Below are 17,363 nucleotides of genomic sequence, written 5' to 3'. Positions count from 1 at the left end.
AATGAGCCGGACGGGGGCCGGGCGGTAACCTTGACGGGCCCACCCCCTCTCAAATTGCTAAGACTGGATGAACGACGATGCATCGGTACAGGTCCCACACCTGCGGCGAGCTCCGCGCCTCTGACGTCTCCGCCGACGTCCGGCTGAGCGGCTGGCTGCACAATCGCCGAGACCTGGGCGGCATCCTCTTCATCGATCTGCGCGACCACTACGGCATCACGCAGCTCGTCGCCCGCCCCGGCACCGCCGCCTATGAGGCCCTCGACAAGGTCAACAAGGAGTCGGTCGTCCGCGTCGACGGACAGGTCGTCTCGCGCGGCGCCGAGAACATCAACCCCGAGCTGCCCACCGGCGAGATCGAGGTCGAGGTTGCCGAGGTCGAGCTGCTGGGCGCCTCGCAGCAGCTGCCGTTCCAGATCAACACCGACGACGGAGTGGGTGAGGAGCGCCGCCTGGAGTACCGCTTCCTCGACCTGCGCCGCGAGCGCATGCACCGCAACATCATGCTGCGCACGGCCGTGATCTCCGCGATCCGGCACAAGATGACGGCGCTCGGTTTCAACGAGATGGCCACCCCGATCCTGACCGCGACGTCCCCCGAGGGCGCGCGCGACTTCGTGGTGCCCTCCCGGCTGAACCCCGGCAAGTTCTACGCGCTGCCGCAGGCGCCGCAGCAGTTCAAGCAGCTGCTGATGATCTCGGGCTTCGACCGCTACTTCCAGATCGCGCCCTGCTTCCGTGACGAGGACGCCCGCGCCGACCGTTCGCCGGGCGAGTTCTACCAGCTCGACGTCGAGATGAGCTTCGTCGAGCAGGAGGACGTCTTCCAGCCGATCGAGAACCTGATGACCGAACTCTTCGAGGAGTTCGGAAACGGCCGGCACGTCACCTCGCCGTTCCCCCGCATCCCCTTCCGCGAGTCGATGCTCAAGTACGGCAACGACAAGCCGGACCTGCGCGCCCAGCTGGAGCTCGTCGACATCACGGACGTCTTCGAGGGCTCCGAGTTCAAGGCCTTCGCGGGCAAGCACGTGCGCGCGCTGCCGGTGCCGGACACCGCCTCGCAGCCGCGGAAGTTCTTCGACGGCCTCGGCGACTTCGCCGTCGAGCACGGCGCGAAGGGCCTTGCCTGGGTGCGCGTCGGCGAGGACGGTTCGCTGACCGGCCCGATCGCCAAGTTCCTCACCGAGGAGAACGTCAAGGTCCTCACCGAGCGTCTCTCGCTCGCGCCCGGCCACGCGATCTTCTTCGGCGCCGGCGACTTCGACGAGGTCTCCAAGATCATGGGCGCGGTCCGGGTCGAGGCCGCCAAGCGTGCCGGTCACTTCGAGGAGGGCGTCTTCCGGTTCTGCTGGATCGTCGACTTCCCGATGTACGAGAAGGACGAGGAGACCGGCAGGATCGACTTCTCGCACAACCCCTTCTCGATGCCGCAGGGCGGCCTCGAGGCCCTGCAGACCCAGGACCCGCTGGACATCCTGGGCTGGCAGTACGACATCGTCTGCAACGGCGTCGAGCTGTCCTCCGGCGCGATCCGGAACCACGAGCCCGAGATCATGTTCAAGGCCTTCGAGATCGCGGGCTACTCCAAGGAGACCGTCGAGCACGAGTTCTCCGGCATGCTCCGTGCCTTCCAGTTCGGCGCCCCGCCGCACGGCGGCATCGCCCCGGGTGTCGACCGCATCGTGATGCTGCTGGCCGACGAGCCGAACATCCGCGAGACGATCGCCTTCCCGCTCAACGGCAACGCGCAGGACCTGATGATGGGCGCGCCGACCGAGCTTGAGGAGGCGCGGCTGCGCGAGCTGAACATCGCGCTGCGCAAGCCGGTCGCCGACAAGGACAAGTAGCAGATACGCGCGAGGGGCCCCGACCGGAAGGTTCGGGGCCCCTCGCGCGTTCACAGGAACGCACAGCCCGCACCCACAGAGCCCCGGAACCGCAGGTTCCGGGGCTCTGTGGGCTTCAGTCCGAGCAGCAGGGGGCGGCGTGCCCCCCGTGCCGCTGGCGGGAGGCGCGTCGGCAGGGGCTGGTGAGCAGGATCTGGTGGACCAGCTGCTGGAAGGAGAGCAGGGCGGTCACGGGCGGAAGCGCGGCCACCGCCATCGGGATCGGCGACCTCGGCGCGTGGGCGACGCACAGACACATCGCGACGGCGGAGAAGAGCACCACCACGGCCCAGGAGTGTGCGGCGCGGCGGTCGTGCAGCGCGGCCCGCAGGATCGACAACGACGCCACCAGCCACGGCCCGTAGACCAGCAGCGGCCACCATCCGGCAAGCCCGTGGGCTTCGGGGGACGCCATGCGGCGCAGCGGATCGTAGGCGATCAGCCCGCTGAGCACGCTAAGCATGCCGACGATGGCCGCGGTCAGTGCCGCAATGATCAGGCTCAGCACCTTCACCCGCGGCGCCCGGATCCGGCGGACGCAGCGCACCAGCAAACTCGGACGCCGACGGGCACCACGCCTGCGGGGGAGGGGCGGGACGGACGGCACGGTGGGTGCGACGGGGTCGGGGGCCGCGGCCTTGAGAAGCTGGGTGAGATCGCTCTCGAAGTCCCAGTGGGTGTCCGGATGGACGTCCAGGCCGTCGGGGATGGTGGGGTCGAGTACGTCCGCGCCGAGGGCGTCCGACGGAAACTGATAGTGATACGGAGCCGTGCCCAACCCGTCGTCGGGACGGGGCCAATATCCGCTCATGCCCGCCTCATCGGCGCCGGGGCGGCGCCGAAACGCCGGGTGAAATCTGCCTGGATCTGCTCCAGGGCGCCAAAGAGGTCGTCGAGCAGATCTGAGCAGTCCGCGTATCCGGACGCGCGCGCGAAGCCCGGATCCCGCTCCTCGTAAAACTCTGCCACCGCTGTGTTCTGCGGGCTCATCGTCGCCATGCCCCTCCCAACGATGAAGAAATTCGTTGGATACGCCCAGCTTGAAGACAATGTCCGAATAATCATGCGTTTAACGCTTCTTCAGTTCAATTGTCGATGCGTTATACCTACGGGAAGTTGCGGTCCGGCGATGCGCTCCTCACCCTGGGTAGGGAGACGGGCGGCAGTCACGGCTTTGAGGGGTGCGCCGCGCCGATCGGCGGCGTCGCCGCGCCGCACCATTGTGATCCTCGTGCGTTTTCCGCGCCTCCGGTTCTGTGTCCTTGGCGACGCCTCGCGCATTCTCCTTCTGAAATGCAACGAATGATCGCATACATCCGATTTGATGTCGCCGGGACCGACGTCGCCCCGAACCCCGACCCAGGAGCAGCAGCACCTTCAGGCTCTCGAACCGAAAGGCCCGCACATGTCCCTCCGCACAGGACTGTTCCCGGCGGTCGCGCTGGCCGTCGCAGGTCTGCTGCTCACCGGCTGCGCGGGCGCCGGCGGCGAGGCGGCACCCGGGGCCGCGCGGAGATCCGCGGGGACCGCCGCCCTGCCGGGTGCTGCCGGGCACCTCGGCCCCCAGATGCAGATGGTCCGGTCGCAGGAGATCCCCTTTCTCGGGCCGCTGACCCGCGCCAAGATCTCCAAGGCGACCCAGCAGGCGGTCGTGGTGGTCGGCCAGGGACCCGACTCCAACCAGTCCGCCGCCACCCTCTACGAGCGCATCCCCGGCCTGGGCTGGAAAGCAGTCTCCGATCCCTGGCCGGCGCACAACGGCCTGCGCGGCTGGACCGACGACCACGAGGCCGCCGACCACCGCTCGCCGATCGGGGTCTTCGGCCTCACCGACGCGGGCGGCAAGCTGCCCGACCCGGGCACCAGGCTCCCCTACGACCAGGAAGCGGCCTTCGACGCGCCCGGCACCGGCTTCGAGGGCGAGCCGCTGAGAGGCTCCTTCGACCATGTGGTGGCCATCAACTACAACCGAGAGCCGGGTACCACCCCGCTGGACTGGACCCGGCCGCTCGGCGACGAGAAGGGCGGCGGGATCTGGATCCACGTCGACCACGGCGGGCCGACCCAGGGCTGCGTGGCGCTGAAGCTGGACCGGATGAAGGAGCTGCTGGTGTGGCTGGACCCGGCGAAGCGGCCGGTGGTCGTGATGGGCGACGCGGCGGCGCTGAGGCGATGAGCCGCTGAGCCTTTGAGCCGCTGAGGCCGAGCCGCCCCGTACGCAAGCGAAAGGGCCCGGGACCTGTGCAGGTCCCGGGCCCCTTCACCAAGGCACTAGTCCTTCTTCGGGTCCTCCAGGCGCGGGAACAGCACCGCGCCCTTCGTCACCGTGGCACCCGCCGGGAGCCTGCCCCACTCGCCCGCGTCCTGGATCCGCTGGTCCGCGAGGGCACCCAGCGGGGCCTCGGCGCCCAGCGAGTCCCACAGGGCCTGCGAGGTCTCGGGCATGACCGGGTTGAGGAGCACCGCGACGGCGCGCAGGGACTCGGCCGCCGTGTACAGGATCGTCGCGAGACGGGCCTGGCCCTGGGGCGAGTCGTCCTTGGCGACCTTCCACGGCTCCTGCTCCGTGATGTAGCCGTTGACCTGCTTCACGAAGTCGAAGACCGCCAGGATGCCGCCCTGGAAGTCCAGCTCCTCGCCGATCTTCCGGTCGGCCTCGGTGACCGCCCTGGCCAGACCCTCCTGGACCGCCTTCTCCGCCTCGCCGAACGCAGTCGCCTCCGGCAGCGCGCCGCCGAAGTACTTGCCGACCATCGCAGCGACACGGGACGCGAGGTTGCCATAGTCGTTTGCGAGCTCACTGGTGTACCGCGCGGTGAAGTCCTCCCAGGAGAACGAGCCGTCCTGGCCGAACGAGATCGCGCGCAGGAAGTACCAGCGGTACGCGTCCACGCCGAAGTGCGAGGTCAGGTCCTGCGGCTTGATGCCGGTCAGGTTCGACTTCGACATCTTCTCGCCGCCGACCATCAGCCAGCCGTTGCACGCGACCTTGCCGGGCACCGGCAGACCCTGCGCCATCAGCATCGCCGGCCAGATGATCGCGTGGAAGCGCAGGATGTCCTTGCCGATCAGGTGCACGTTCGCCGGGAAGGTCTCCTCGAACTTCGCCGGGTTCTCGTTGTAGCCGACGGCCGTCGCGTAGTTGAGCAGCGCGTCGATCCACACGTAGATCACGTGCTTCTCGTCCCAGGGCACCGGGATGCCCCAGTCGAAGGTCGAGCGCGAGATCGACAGGTCCTGCAGGCCCTGCTTGACGAAGTTCACGACCTCGTTGCGGGCGGACTCGGGCTGGATGAAGCCGGGGTTGGCCTCGTAGAACTCCAGCAGCTTCGATCCGTACTCGCTGAGCTTGAAGAAGTAGTTCTCCTCCTTGAGGATCTCCACCGGCTTCTTGTGGATCGGGCAGAGCTTCTGCCCGGCGAACTCGCCTTCGCCGTCCAGCAGGTCACCGGGGAGTTTGTACTCCTCGCAGCCCACGCAGTACGGGCCTTCGTACCCGCCCTTGTAGATCTCGTCCTTGTCGTACAGGTCCTGAACGAACTCCGCCACACGGTCCGTGTGCCGCTTCTCCGTCGTACGGATGAAGTCGTCGTTCGCGATGTTCAGATGCTCCCAGAGGGGCTTCCACGCCTCCTCGACGAGCTTGTCGCACCACTCCTGGGGCGTGACGTTGTTCGCCTCGGCAGTGCGCATGATCTTCTGACCGTGCTCGTCCGTGCCGGTGAGGTACCACACCTTCTCGCCACGCTGACGGTGCCAGCGTGTGAGCACGTCGCCTGCGACGGTCGTGTAGGCGTGGCCCAGGTGAGGAGCGTCGTTGACGTAGTAAATGGGGGTCGAGACGTAGTACGCCTTCGCCCCCTGCTTCTCGGATCCAGTGGCCGCCATGGTCGAAATCCTAACGGCCCGCGGTAGGTCCACTCACCTCGATAAGCGGCGCGGAGAGGTCTGCGAAACATCCCCTCCCCTAGGAAGGGCGCATCCTGGGAGGAGGGGCGGTGCAAGGGGAGCCAGGGGATCTGGGGGAGCTGGGGGACGACACGATGCGGGTACTGGTCGCCGAGGACGAGGAAATCCTGGCCGAGCTGGTCGCCACGGGGCTGCGGCGGGCCGGATTCGCCGTCGACACCGTCTACAGCGGGGACGCCGCGCTCGCGTATCTCGGGCTGCACGACTACGACGTCGTCGTCCTCGACCGCGATCTGCCGCGCGTCCACGGCGACGAGGTGGCGCGCGAGCTGGTCGCCTCCGCGTCCCGCACCCGGATCCTGATGCTGACCGCCTCCTCGTCCATGGAGGACCGGGTCGAGGGCCTCGACCTGGGGGCTGACGACTATCTGGGCAAGCCCTTCGAGTTCCCCGAGCTGGTCTCCCGGGTTCGGGCGCTGCGGCGGCGCAGCGCCCGGCCGGTGCCGCCGCTGCTGGAGCGGCACGGGGTACGGGTCGACACCGTGCGGCGCACGGCCGAGCGGGACGGGCGGGATCTCGATCTGTCACCGAAGGAGTTCTCCGTCCTGCAGATCCTGCTGGAGGCGGACGGGGCGACGGTCTCGGCGGAGGAGCTGCTGGAGCGGGCCTGGGACGCGCACACGGATCCGTTCACGGGCGCGGTGCGGGTCTGTATGAGCAAGCTGCGCGGCAAACTGGGGGAACCGGCGCTGATCCGTACGGTGCAGGGTGTGGGGTACGTCCTGTGAACCGTCACCGCATGGGCCCGGGTTCGACGATCCGGACGAGGATCGCGCTTGTCTACGGCGGGGTCTTCCTGGTGCTCGGCGCGGTGCTGCTTGGCATCGTCAATCTGCTCTCCCGCGCCGGTACGGAGACCGAGGTCGCCGCGATCAGGGCGCGTGTCGTTTCCGCGCTGCCGGTGGAGGACGTGCACGGCGTCACGGTCGTTCAGCTGACCGACAGCGTCCGGGACGCGGCGGGGCAGCAGATGCTGATCTGGTCGGTATTCGCCCTGCTGGGGACCGCACTGTGCGCGGTCGCGGTGGGCTGGTGGACGGCGGGGCGGGTGCTGCGGCCCGTACACGCGATGACGGCGAAGGCGCGGCGGCTGTCGGAGCGGACGCTGCACGAGAGGATCGCGGCGAGCGGTCCCGACGACGAGCTGAAGGAGCTCGGCGACACGCTGGACGCGCTGCTGGCGCGGCTGGAGAAGGCTTTCGACAGCCAGCGCCGGTTCATCGCTAACGCCTCGCACGAGTTGCGTACGCCGCTGGCGACGCAGCGTACGGCGATCCAGGTGGGGCTGGACGCGGACTGTTCGCCGGACGAACTGGCCGCTGTGAAGCGGGTGTTGCTCGACAACAACCGGCGCAGCGAGCGGCTCATCGAGGGTCTGCTCGTGCTCGCCAGGAGCGAGCGGGGGCTGGCCGAGCGGGAGGACGTCGACCTGGGCGAGCTCGTGGCGCAGGAGGCGGCGCGCCACGAGGTGAAGGCGGCGGCGACCGTGTCCGGAGGGGTCGTGCGCGGAAACCGGCTGCTGCTGGCGCAGCTGGTCGGGAACCTGGTGGCCAACGCGGTGGCGTACAACGTGCCGGACGGGACGGTCGACATCGGAGTCGAGTCCGGGCTGCTGACCGTGACGAACACGGGGCCGGTGGTGGCGGCGGCGGACATCCCGGCGCTGTTCGAGCCCTTCCGGCGGGGCGAGGGGCGGGACCGGATGGGTCCCGGGGCGGGGCTCGGCCTGTCGATCGTCCGCTCGATCGCCGAGGCCCACAGCGGCACGGTGACGGCCGAGCCCGGCCCTGCGGGCGGGCTCGCCGTCACCGTGTCGCTGCCGGTGGTGCCTTAGGGGCGCCAGGCCTCCAGAACACCGCTGAACAGCTCCGCGTCCGGGAGCTCGCGGGGTGCGGGCCCGGCGTGGAAGAACCCGGCGTTGCCAGCGCTCAGCTTGCGGAGGTAGTCGAAAGCCTTCGCGTCGTGCTCGCCGAACGCGACGAACTGCCAGAAGACGGGCTTGTCGGCCGCCTCCGACAGCGCGGCGGTGGCCGCGGTCTTCGACTCGGGCGCGCCGTCGGTCTGGAAGATCACCAGCGCGGGCAGGGTGGAGTCGGCCTTGGCGTGCAGGGCGAGGACCTCCTCGACGGCGAGGTGGTAGTTCGTACGGCCCATCCGGCCCAGGGAGTTGTGGAGCTCGTCGACGCGGCCCTGGTGCTCGGCGAGGGTCAGCTCACCGGTGCCGTCGATCTCGGTGGAGAAGAAGACGACGTTGACGGTCGCGTTCTCGTCGACGTGCGCGGCGAGGGCGAGGGCCTGCTCGCCGAGGTGCTGGGCGGAACCGTCCTTGTAGAACGGCCGCATGGACCCGGACCGGTCGAGCACGAGATACACCCGTGCGCGAACCCCGGTGAGCTGCTGCTTCTTGAGCGCGGCACCGGCGGCCTTGTAGTGGTCGACGAGCTGGGGCGCGAGGGCCTTGACCTGGGCGAGGGTGTGCGCGGGGGCCTGGGCGGCCGGCGGGGTGGTGGGCTCAGCGGGCTCTGCCGCGGCGACCGGCTCGTCGGCGGGGACCGCCTGGGCGACCTCGGTCGCGGCGGCGGTGACGGGCTCGTCGCTCTCGGCAGTGGCCGCACCTTCGGCGTCGGCCTGCGGCTCGGCGATCGCAACCGGCTCCGCCGGAGCGACTTCGGTATCGGTCGCAGCCGACACGGCGACCGGCTCGGGCTCGGCGTCTGTCTCTGCCTCGGGCTCTGTGGCCGTTTCGGCCGCGGCGACCGGCTCGGCGATGGCAACCGGCTCCGCCGGAGAAACTTCGGCGTCGGGGGCCGCGGGAGCGTTGTCGGCCTTGTCGGCCGGTGCCTCGTTCTGCGGCTCCGCCGTAGCGGTTTCGGCCGCGGTGACGGGTACGGACGCTTCGTCCTGGGCCGGGGTGACGTCATCGGCGTCGGCCTGCGTCTCGGTCACCGCAACCGGCTCCGCGGGAGCAGCCTCCGCCTCGGCGACCGGCTCGGGCTCGGCTTCTGCCTCGGGCTCTGTGGCCGTTTCGGCCTCGGCGACCGGCTCGGTCACCGCAACCGGCTCCGCCGGAGCGGCCTCCGGCCCAGCTTCGGCAGGAGCACCCTCCGCCTGGGCGACCAGCTCCGCCGGAGCAGCCTCGGGCTCCGCAGGCGTCACCTCTGCGTCCGGGGTCGCCGATTCGGTAACCGGCGCCGCAGGCTGCGCGGCCTCGGGCTCCGCAGGGGTCACCTCCGCGTCCGGGGTCGCCGATTCCGTAACCGGCGCCGCAGGCCGCGGCTTGGCCGGGTCGCCGGCCGCCTGGGCCGGGACCTTCGGGGTCGGGTTGTCGAACGCCGCCGAGACCAGGTCCGCCGCCGCCCTTTCCGCCGGGGACGGCGACGGGACCGTCGCGGTCGGCGGCTGCGAACGCTCGGTCTGGGGCGGGACGGAGGCTGCCGTCGACTCGTCTCGCTCCGAACGCTCGCGTCCGAACACCTTGCGCAGCAAGCTCCGAATGCCCATGGGCGAGGCCTTTCGCATGAGTTGAGTGCGGAGAATGTCCGCATGTGGCCGGAACGCTCCGCATCCTGACCACGGCGGACACGTAAGGTTAGCCGCCGCCCGTGGCGATCTCCGGCAGGGGCGGCCCTCAAGCGCACGCACATGTCAACCCCGCCTCAGCCGGGCCGCATTCATTCGCCGTTCACTTCCCGGCTGCCACATTGAGCACGTTTACCCCTAACGTCGCGGCGGAACATATTCCGACACCATGTCGGCGCGGGTGCGCCGGAGGAGGACGAAGTGCGCAAGCTGCTGCCGCTGTTGAACACGAACGCCCACGGGGGCGGACGTTCCGCTCTCACCTGCCGCTTTCGCTGCGGCGACGCCTGTTTCCATGAGGTACCGAACACCAGTGACAACGAGTACGTCGGCGATGTCATAGCCACCGCGCTGTCGCGGCGTTCGATGGTCCGCGCCGCCGCCGTCGTGACCGTCGCCGCTGCCACCGGTGCCGCGACCGTCATCGGCGCCGGTGGTGAGCAGGCCTCCGCCGCACCCGTCGGTGCCGCCGACCGTCTCGGCGACAGCCACGGCAGGACGGATGGCGCCCGCGGTCTCCGCTTCGCCGCCGTCGCGCCGAACAAGGACGACAAGGTCACCGTCCCCGACGGCTACTCGCAGAACGTCGTCATCCGCTGGGGCGAGCCGATCCTCCGCGGCGCCCCCGCGTTCGACGCCGACAAGCAGACCGCCGCGGCGCAGGCCGGCCAGTTCGGTTACAACAACGACTTCCTCTCGCTGCTCCCCCTCTACGGTGAGCGCGGCCGTCAGGTGCTCGTGGCCAACCACGAGTACACCGACGAAATCCTGATGTTCAAGGGGTACGACCCGGCCAACCCCACCCGCGAGCAGGTCGAGATCGCCTGGGCCGCGCACGGCCTCGGCGTCGTCGTGGTCGAGGAGGAGCGCCGGACGGGCAAGCTCAACGCGGTCACCCGTCACCAGCTCAACCGCCGTCTGACGGCGACGAGCGAGTTCAAGCTCACCGGCCCCGCCGCGGGCAGCGCCCTGGTGAAGACGTCCGCCGACCCGACGGGCACCAAGGTGCTCGGCACGCTCAACAACTGCTCGGGCGGCACCACCCCGTGGGGCACCACGCTCCACGGCGAGGAGAACTTCAACCAGTACTTCGCCAACGGCTCCAGCGCGACCGACAAGCGCTACGGCATCGGCGCGGCCGCCACCGAGCGCAAGTGGGAGCGTTTCGACAAGCGCTTCGACGTGGCGCAGGAGCCCAACGAGTCGCACCGCTTCGGCTGGGTCGTCGAGCTCGACCCGTACAACCCGGACTCCACGCCCCGCAAGCGCACCGCGCTCGGCCGCTTCAAGCACGAGGGTGCGCAGCCGCGGCTGACCGACGACGGCCGCCCGGTCATCTACATGGGCGACGACGAGCGCTTCGACTACTTCTACAAGTTCGTGTCGAGCAAGCGGATGAAGAAGGGCAGCACGCGTGCCGCCCGTGAGCACAACCTGACGCTCCTCGACGAGGGCACGCTGTACGTCGCCAAGCTGACCGGCGACTCCCCGGCGGCCGAGATCGACGGCACCGGGAAGCTGCCGAGCGACGGCGAGTTCGACGGTTCCGGCCAGTGGATTCCGCTGGCCACGGCGGGCACCGACGGCAACGTCTCGCACGTCGCCGGCATGAGTGCCGAGGAGGTGTTCGTCTTCACCCGCCTCGCCGGCGACAAGGTGGGCGCCACCAAGATGGACCGCCCGGAGGACATCGAGCCGAGCCCGCGCAGCGGCCGCGTCTACGTCGTCCTGACGAACAACACCGACCGCGGCAAGGCCGGCAAGGCCGGCGCGGACGAGGCCAACCCGCGCAACCTCAACAAGCACGGCCAGATCCTGGAGCTCGCCGAGCACTGGGACGACCCGACGTCCGACGGCTTCGCCTGGCGGCTCTTCCTGGTCGCGGGAGACCCGAACGACCCGGCCACGTACTTCGCGGGCTTCCCGAAGGACAAGGTCAGCCCCATCTCCTGCCCGGACAATGTCGCCTTCGACCCGCACGGCAACCTGTGGATCTCGACGGACGGCAACCAGCTCGGCTCGCACGACGGCCTGTTCGGCGTGGCGACCAAGGGCGAGCGCCGCGGTGAGCTCAAGCAGTTCCTGACGGTTCCGGCCGGTGCCGAGACCTGCGGTCCGCTCGTCCAGGACCGCCGGGTGCTCGTCGCGGTCCAGCACCCGGGTGAGATCGACGGCGCGTCCGTCGAGAAGCCCGCGAGCGTCTGGCCGGACGGACCGGGCAAGATCGTCCGCCCGGCGGTCGTCGCCGTCTGGCGCAAGGACGGCTGCGACATCGGCGTCTGACGCCTGTCACGAGGTGGCGCGCACCTGTGCGCGCCACCTCAGGAATTCCTCCGACGCGGGTCCCGTGTACGACCACGGGACCCGCGCCGCTTGCCGCCCGAGCAGCCCGAACAGCTGCCGGGCCTCGTCGGCCAGGCCCGCGTAACAGGCCGCGTGCGCCAGATAGTTGAGCTCGCCCACCTCCTCCGGAGCCGCCGGGCCCCGCCCGCGGCCGCCGATCCAGCGGTCCCAGGTGCGCCGTACCTCGGTCACCGCCAGCTCGTGGTGCCAGTGCCGGCCGAAGTCCCGTACCGGCGCGGGACCCGTCGCGCCCTCGGTGACATGGCGGTACTCCTCCACCCGGGCGATCTGCACCAGTACCGGCAGCGGCGACCCGGGCGGCGCCGCGCCCGCCGCGTCGCGGGCGAAGTCGTACATCCGGCCGTGGGTGCCGTGCCAGCGCGCCGAGTGGTAGCGCAGCAGCTGCACATGGCCCTCGATGTTGTGCGGGTCGCGCCGCCGCAACTCGTCCCACCAGCCGCGCAGTTCGCGCCGCGACACGCCCGTCTCGTACAGCCGGGCCACCGTCAGCAGCGACACCCACGGCATCGGGTCGTCCCGCTCGGCGTCGGCCGCGCGCAGGCAGGCCAGCACCGTCGCATCGAGCCGCTCCTGGTCCAGCGCGGCCCTGCGGCCGGACTCGATCGCCTGGTGGAAGACGCGTACGACCTCGGTCGCGGCCCGCAGCACCTCCGCGTCCGGGCTTCCGGGCTCCGCCGCCCGCCAGGCCTCCACCGCGGAGGAGCCGGCGGCCGCGTGCGCGAGGAGCCGCAGCCGGTGGGTGCGCAGCGGCCAGTCGGCGCCGGTGGCACGCAGCAGATCCCGTACGCCCTGCCAGCGGCCGATCACGATGTCGTGCACGGCGTCGGCGAGCGGCCGATCGCCGAAAGCGGGATCGAAGTCCGGGACGAAACCGTCACGTCGGCGGTGCGAGGCCATTCTCGGCACTCCCTCAGAAGTCCGTCGCCAGCGCCTGGTCGGCGTAGTCGGTGTGCTGCGAGGCGGAGTTGGCGTACCGCTCCTCGGCGGCGATGGCCCGCGTCGCGTCCAGTCTGGCGGGTCGGTAGTACGAACTCCCCTGCCGCCAGTAGTGGATCAGCGGCACGAGACCGGCGACGAGACCGCCGATGCCGATCGCGATCGAGGCCGCGCTCAGCCTGCTCAGTGCCTCGATGAGAATCCAGAGCATGAACAGCGCCCCGAGCAGCGGCCACGCTCCGCCGAGGACGAAGTCCCGTACGGAGGTGAGCAGGGTCTTGCGGTACGCGACGACGGCGGCGATGCCGGCGAGGCCGTAGTAGAACGCGATCTGCAGGCCGATCGCGGAGACCGCGGCGGAGAGCACGTCGCCGACCGAGCCGAGCGCGGTGGAGGCGACGAACATCGCGAGCGCCACCGCCCCGACGACGGCGACCGCGACCCAGGGGGTGTTCCAGCGACGGTGCACGGTGCCGAGCGCGGCGGGCATCGTACGGTCGCGGCCCATCGCGAACAGCGAGCGCGTCACCTGGATCAGGGTGGTCTCCAGGGTGGCGACGGTGGACAGCAGCACCGCCACGACCAGCAGTTTGCCGCCGACGCCCGGCCAGATCGCGTCCCCGAGCGCGCCCAGCACATTGGCGCCGCCCGCCCGGATGTCCTCGCTGGTCAGGATCATGTTCACGGCGATGGTGAACGCCTCGAAGAGAAGGAAGACGACACCGAGACCGACGAGCGAGGCGAGTCCGGCCGTGCGGCGGCTGTCGCGGGTCTCCTCGCTGAGATTGCTGGTGACGTCCCAGCCCCAGTAGTAGAAGGCGGCGACGAGCGCGCCGGAGGCGAAGCCCGCCGGTCCGTCGAAGTGCGAGAAGCCCAGCCAGGACCAGTCGAAGGCGGCGGCGTAGCCGTTGTGCAGCAGCGCGGCCACGACGAAGAACAGCAGGATCGCCAGCTCCACGCCGGACATCAGCAGCTGCGCGCGCACGGTCAGCCGCGCTCCGCCGGCGACGACGAGCAGCATCGCCAGGAACCAGGCGGCGCCGGTGGCCGTCGCGAGCGCGGTGTTCTGGGCGAGGTCCGGGTCGAAGAGCGCGAGGGTCATGGCACCGGCGGGCAGCGATCCGGCGACCATGAAGATCGTCGCGGACACGACGAGGGCCCAGCCGGACAGAAAGCCGAGGAAGGGGTGGACGGTCCGGCCCACCCAGGAGTAGCTGGCGCCCGCGTTGACGTCGATCCTGCCGAGCCTGCCGAAGGCAAGGACGATGCCGAGCATGGGTATCGCGCAGTAGAGCAGCGCGGCGGGTCCCGCGAGACCGACGGAGGCGACGAGTACGGCGGTGGTGGCCGCGATCGAGTAGGCGGGGGCACTGCCCGCGACGGCCATCACGATCGTGTCGAAGGTGCCGAGGACATTGGGCTGAAGCCCTCTGCCGGAGTGGGTGCGCATGGGACTCTCCGAATGCCCTGGTGATGCCTGGTGCCGGATGTGCTTGTGTCACACGACATGTGTCGGCACGTCAGAAACGAATGCCCGCTGCAGAGTGAAGGCCCGCGAGAAGGCCTCCGTGAAGGGAGAACGTGCGCATCGTAGTCGGATGCGTGCGCTGGGGTGAGGGGGTGGGGGCCGGCGCGGTGGGCGCCGGAGGTCATTGCCGGTGCGGGTGGCGCGGGCGGACTCGTACAGTCGGTATATGACTGCAGACGTTTCGGACGAGGGAACGGTACGGGTCGACACCTGGATCTGGTCGGTCCGCCTCACAAAGACCCGCTCGCAGGCCGCCTCGGCCTGCCGGGCCGGACATGTCCGGGTGAACGGCGACCGGGTCAAGCCCGCGCATGCGGTGCGCTCGGGGGACGAGGTGCGGGTCTTCCACGCCGGGCGGGAGCGGGTGGTGGTCGTCTCGAAGACCGTCCGCAAGAGGGTGGGCCCGCCGGTGGCGGTCCAGTGCTACGTGGACAACAGCCCGCCGCCCCCGCCGAGGGAATTCGTGGCTCCGGTGGCGATCCGGGACAGGGGCGCGGGGCGCCCGACGAAGAGGGACCGGCGAGAGATGGAACGCCTGCAGGGGGGTGGGGGCGGCGCGGTGCGCTGACGTTTGGGCGGGTGCGGCTCTGGGCGGTCGGGGGGCACGGTGCCGTGGGGGGTGCGGGTGGGCCGCTGCGCGGGGCCTTTTCCCCTCCCCGCCCCTTCCCGAACCGGGGCTCCGCCCCGGACCCCAGAGGGTTGGTGGGGGCTGACGCCCCACACCCCTTGCGGCAGCTTCGCGCCGACCGGTGGACCCGGGCCTACCGTTCCGGTGGGGAGGGGCCGTGCAGGGTCGTCCCCACAGGCGATTGGCGGCCAACGCCGGGTGCCCTTACGAACGCCTCATCGCCGCCGACGCCGAGGAGTCGAGCCCGACGGGGCTTGTGCCGGGTTCGTGGGTGCCGTGGGCCAGGGGGCGTTGGTGGTTGCTGCCCGGTGGTGGGTTTCGCGGGCGAACCCCCGCGCATCAGCCCCTCGGCCTGAGGAGGGGCCGCGAAGGGGGCCCCGTCACCCCGAACCCCCCGGCGACGCGATCGCCCTCGCCGCCTTCACCTCCTGCCGCAGCGCCCCCAGCACCCCCTCCTCGCCCCCCTCCAGCTCCGCCTCGACCTCCACCAGCACCTCACTCGCCCGCACGCCCTCCGCCAGCTCCCGCAGCTGCTGCTCGATCTCCGCCACCTCCGCCCGCGCCGGCGGCTCCGCCCCGTGGTTCACGCGCACCCGCGCCGCCGTCGTCGCGTCCACGATGCGTTCGACGGCGACGACCAGCGGCCACCAGGCCGCCGCCCGCGCCCCCGTCGGCGGTGGTTCCGTCAGGGCGCGCTGGAATTCCGTGCGGACGGAGGACAGGTCGCGGTAGATCCGCCGGCGGCGGCGCACCCGTTCCGCCTGGTCCGCCGCCGACTCGGACCCGAAGGCGTACGCCACGTACCCCGCCGTGTCCTCCACCGCCGCCGCGAGCCGGTCGCCGATGCGGGTGTGCCAGCTTTCGGGCCAGAGCAGATAACCCGCGACGAGCGCGATCGCGCAGCCTATGAGGCTGTCGACCAGGCGCGGGAGGACCAGGTCGAAGCCCTGGTGGTTGAGGAAGTCGGAGAGCAGCAGGATGACGGGGGTGATGGCCGCCGTCTGGAAGGCGTAGCCCTTCGCGGAGAAGGCCGGGACGAGCGCCGCGAGGACCATCATGACCGGCACGTCCCACCAGCCGCGCGGCACTTGGGAGAGCACGGCCGCCGCGACGACCAGACCCCCCGCGGTGCCGAGCGCGCGCAGGACGGCGCGGGAGAAGACCGAGCCGAAGTCCGGTTTGAGTACGAAGGTGACGGTGAGGGCGACCCAGTACGAGCGCGGCACGGGCACCAGCGAGACCAGGGCCTGGGCGAGGCCGATGCACAGGGCGAGCCGCAGGCCGTAGCGCCAGGACGGCTCGGAGAACAGGAGGTCGCGGGCCGTGCGGCGGGCGCGGATGCGCAGGGCCGCGGGCCTGCCGAGCCGGTCGTCGACGTTGTAGGGGTCGGGGTCCGCCTCGTGGACGACGACCGCGGCGTGCCGCAGCGCGGCTTCGACGGCGCGGTCGGCGGGGCCTTCCGGCTCGGGCAGCTCCAGCCGGGGCGCCTCGCCCCGGCCCTGGTCGACCGCGTCCGCCAAGTCCCGTACGGCCGCGGCGATTTCGGGCTGCCGCGAGGCCCGCCCGTACAAGTGCGCCGCTGCCGCCGCTTCGACGAGCGGGATCAGCACGTTGAGCTGCGCGAGCAGCCGTACGAGCGGGCTGCTCCGCCCGTGGTCGCGGGCCCGCCGGGCGAGGATCAGGTCGTAGGAGGTGTTGAGGGACTCGGTGACGGCCTGGCGTTTCTCGTCGTATTCCGCCGTGCCCGCCGCATCGAGGAGATCGGCCACCGAGCGGTACGTGGCGGCGACCGCCGTCCGCTCCGGCATGCGTCCGCGCAACGGCCAGGCCAGCAGCGACAGTACGAGGACGAACAGACCGCCGAGCGTGAGCAGCACCGGGGCCTTCCACCAGGGCCCCGGCATCGGCAGCCCCGCGCCCACCACCGCGTTGAGCAGGAGCAGCAGCCCGGACACGGAGGCCACCGCGCCGATCGACGAGATCATTCCGGAGACCAGCGCGACGAAGGTCAGCGCGGCGACCGCGAGCCAGCCCTGTCCGTAGACGAGCGTGCCGAGCGTGACGCCGACCGCACCGAAGAGCTGCGGTACGGCGATATTGAAGATCCGCATCCGGTACGCGTCGGCGGTGTCGCCGATGACGCCCGACAGGGCGCCCATCGACACCAGCGCGCCGTACATGGGCTGCCCGATCGCGAGCCCGACGGCGAGCGGCGCGGCGAGCGCGACGGAGGCACGGGTGACGGCGGCCCAGGGCACGGGCGCCGACTGCGGCAGCAGGCTCTTGAGCAGCCACTCGGGTGGGGACAGGCGCCCCGTCGGCGCCGCTGATCCGGAGGATCCCGTGGAAGTCCCGCCCTTGTCTTCACCCATGGTCATCAAAAGACCTCGAAGTGGGCGGCCTGCGCAACTCCCCTGCGCAACTCCCCTGCGCAACTCCCCTGCGCAACTCCCCTGCGCAACTCCCCTGC

The 17,363-nt window shown here is 70.7% G+C and carries 13 protein-coding genes; 6 read left to right on the top strand and 7 right to left on the bottom strand.

Annotated features, from left to right (window positions below):
• The first annotated feature begins 77 nt into the window (after nt 1-77).
• Nucleotides 78-1,850, top strand: coding sequence for an aspartate--tRNA ligase (gene aspS / locus OHA61_RS18485; RefSeq protein ID WP_406303954.1), 1,773 nt, complete (start codon nt 78-80; stop codon nt 1,848-1,850).
• 115 nt (nt 1,851-1,965) lie between these two features.
• Here the strand turns inward: aspS and OHA61_RS18480 are convergent, their stop codons facing one another.
• Together OHA61_RS18480 and OHA61_RS18475 are read right to left on the bottom strand one after the other, a co-directional pair.
• Nucleotides 1,966-2,700: a DUF2637 domain-containing protein gene (locus tag OHA61_RS18480; RefSeq protein ID WP_324991205.1), complete on the bottom strand. Its 735-nt coding sequence runs from the start codon at nt 2,698-2,700 to the stop codon at nt 1,966-1,968.
• Nucleotides 2,697-2,888, bottom strand: a complete 192-nt coding sequence (locus OHA61_RS18475) for a hypothetical protein (RefSeq protein WP_266480263.1) — start codon at nt 2,886-2,888, stop codon at nt 2,697-2,699. The genes OHA61_RS18480 and OHA61_RS18475 overlap by 4 nt, the downstream gene beginning before the upstream one ends.
• Nucleotides 2,889-3,294: 406 nt before the next feature.
• Between OHA61_RS18475 and OHA61_RS18470 the strand changes: the two genes are divergently transcribed.
• Complete coding sequence (locus tag OHA61_RS18470; protein ID WP_361902273.1) at nt 3,295-4,065, top strand: L,D-transpeptidase family protein; 771 nt, start codon at nt 3,295-3,297, stop codon at nt 4,063-4,065.
• Between the two features lie 95 nt (nt 4,066-4,160).
• On the opposite strand, the gene metG is transcribed toward OHA61_RS18470, so the two are convergent.
• Nucleotides 4,161-5,777, bottom strand: a complete 1,617-nt coding sequence (gene metG, locus OHA61_RS18465; RefSeq protein WP_406303953.1) for a methionine--tRNA ligase — start codon at nt 5,775-5,777, stop codon at nt 4,161-4,163.
• 155 nt (nt 5,778-5,932) lie between these two features.
• Between metG and OHA61_RS18460 the strand changes: the two genes are divergently transcribed.
• Entirely contained in the window at nt 5,933-6,586 is a 654-nt protein-coding gene (locus OHA61_RS18460) for a response regulator transcription factor (RefSeq protein WP_324991222.1), read from the top strand.
• Between the two features lie 11 nt (nt 6,587-6,597).
• Entirely contained in the window at nt 6,598-7,692 is a 1,095-nt protein-coding gene (locus OHA61_RS18455) for a sensor histidine kinase (RefSeq protein ID WP_406307392.1), read from the top strand.
• Here OHA61_RS18455 and OHA61_RS18450 read toward each other — a convergent pair.
• Nucleotides 7,689-9,359: a VWA domain-containing protein gene (locus OHA61_RS18450; RefSeq protein ID WP_406303952.1), complete on the bottom strand. Its 1,671-nt coding sequence runs from the start codon at nt 9,357-9,359 to the stop codon at nt 7,689-7,691. The two genes, OHA61_RS18455 and OHA61_RS18450, sit on opposite strands and share 4 nt — an antisense overlap.
• A 279-nt stretch (nt 9,360-9,638) precedes the next feature.
• Here OHA61_RS18450 and OHA61_RS18445 point away from each other — a divergent pair, with 279 nt between their 5' ends.
• Nucleotides 9,639-11,720 (top strand): PhoX family protein, encoded by a 2,082-nt coding sequence (locus tag OHA61_RS18445; RefSeq protein WP_406303951.1) that lies wholly within the window; start codon nt 9,639-9,641, stop codon nt 11,718-11,720.
• Nucleotides 11,721-11,726: 6 nt separating this feature from the next.
• On the opposite strand, the gene OHA61_RS18440 is transcribed toward OHA61_RS18445, so the two are convergent.
• Nucleotides 11,727-12,698 carry a hypothetical protein gene (locus OHA61_RS18440; protein WP_406303950.1) on the bottom strand — a complete coding sequence of 324 codons (972 nt, stop codon included), beginning with the start codon at nt 12,696-12,698 and terminating at the stop codon, nt 11,727-11,729.
• Nucleotides 12,699-12,711: 13 nt separating this feature from the next.
• A complete protein-coding gene (locus OHA61_RS18435; protein WP_406303949.1) occupies nt 12,712-14,187 on the bottom strand; it encodes an APC family permease in 1,476 nt (491 codons plus the stop codon).
• Between the two features lie 244 nt (nt 14,188-14,431).
• On the opposite strand from OHA61_RS18435, the gene OHA61_RS18430 reads away from it, so the two are divergent.
• Nucleotides 14,432-14,833: an RNA-binding S4 domain-containing protein gene (locus OHA61_RS18430; protein ID WP_324990660.1), complete on the top strand. Its 402-nt coding sequence runs from the start codon at nt 14,432-14,434 to the stop codon at nt 14,831-14,833.
• 440 nt (nt 14,834-15,273) lie between these two features.
• Here OHA61_RS18430 and OHA61_RS18425 read toward each other — a convergent pair whose 3' ends face one another.
• Nucleotides 15,274-17,271, bottom strand: a complete 1,998-nt coding sequence (locus tag OHA61_RS18425; protein WP_406303948.1) for an FUSC family protein — start codon at nt 17,269-17,271, stop codon at nt 15,274-15,276.
• Nucleotides 17,272-17,363 lie beyond the last annotated feature (92 nt).

Source organism: Streptomyces sp. NBC_00885, assembly GCF_045207475.1.
Lineage (GTDB): Bacteria > Actinomycetota > Actinomycetes > Streptomycetales > Streptomycetaceae > Streptomyces.
The sequence above is the reverse complement of the archived record's forward strand: the minus strand, read 5'-3'. Positions and strand labels throughout refer to the sequence as shown.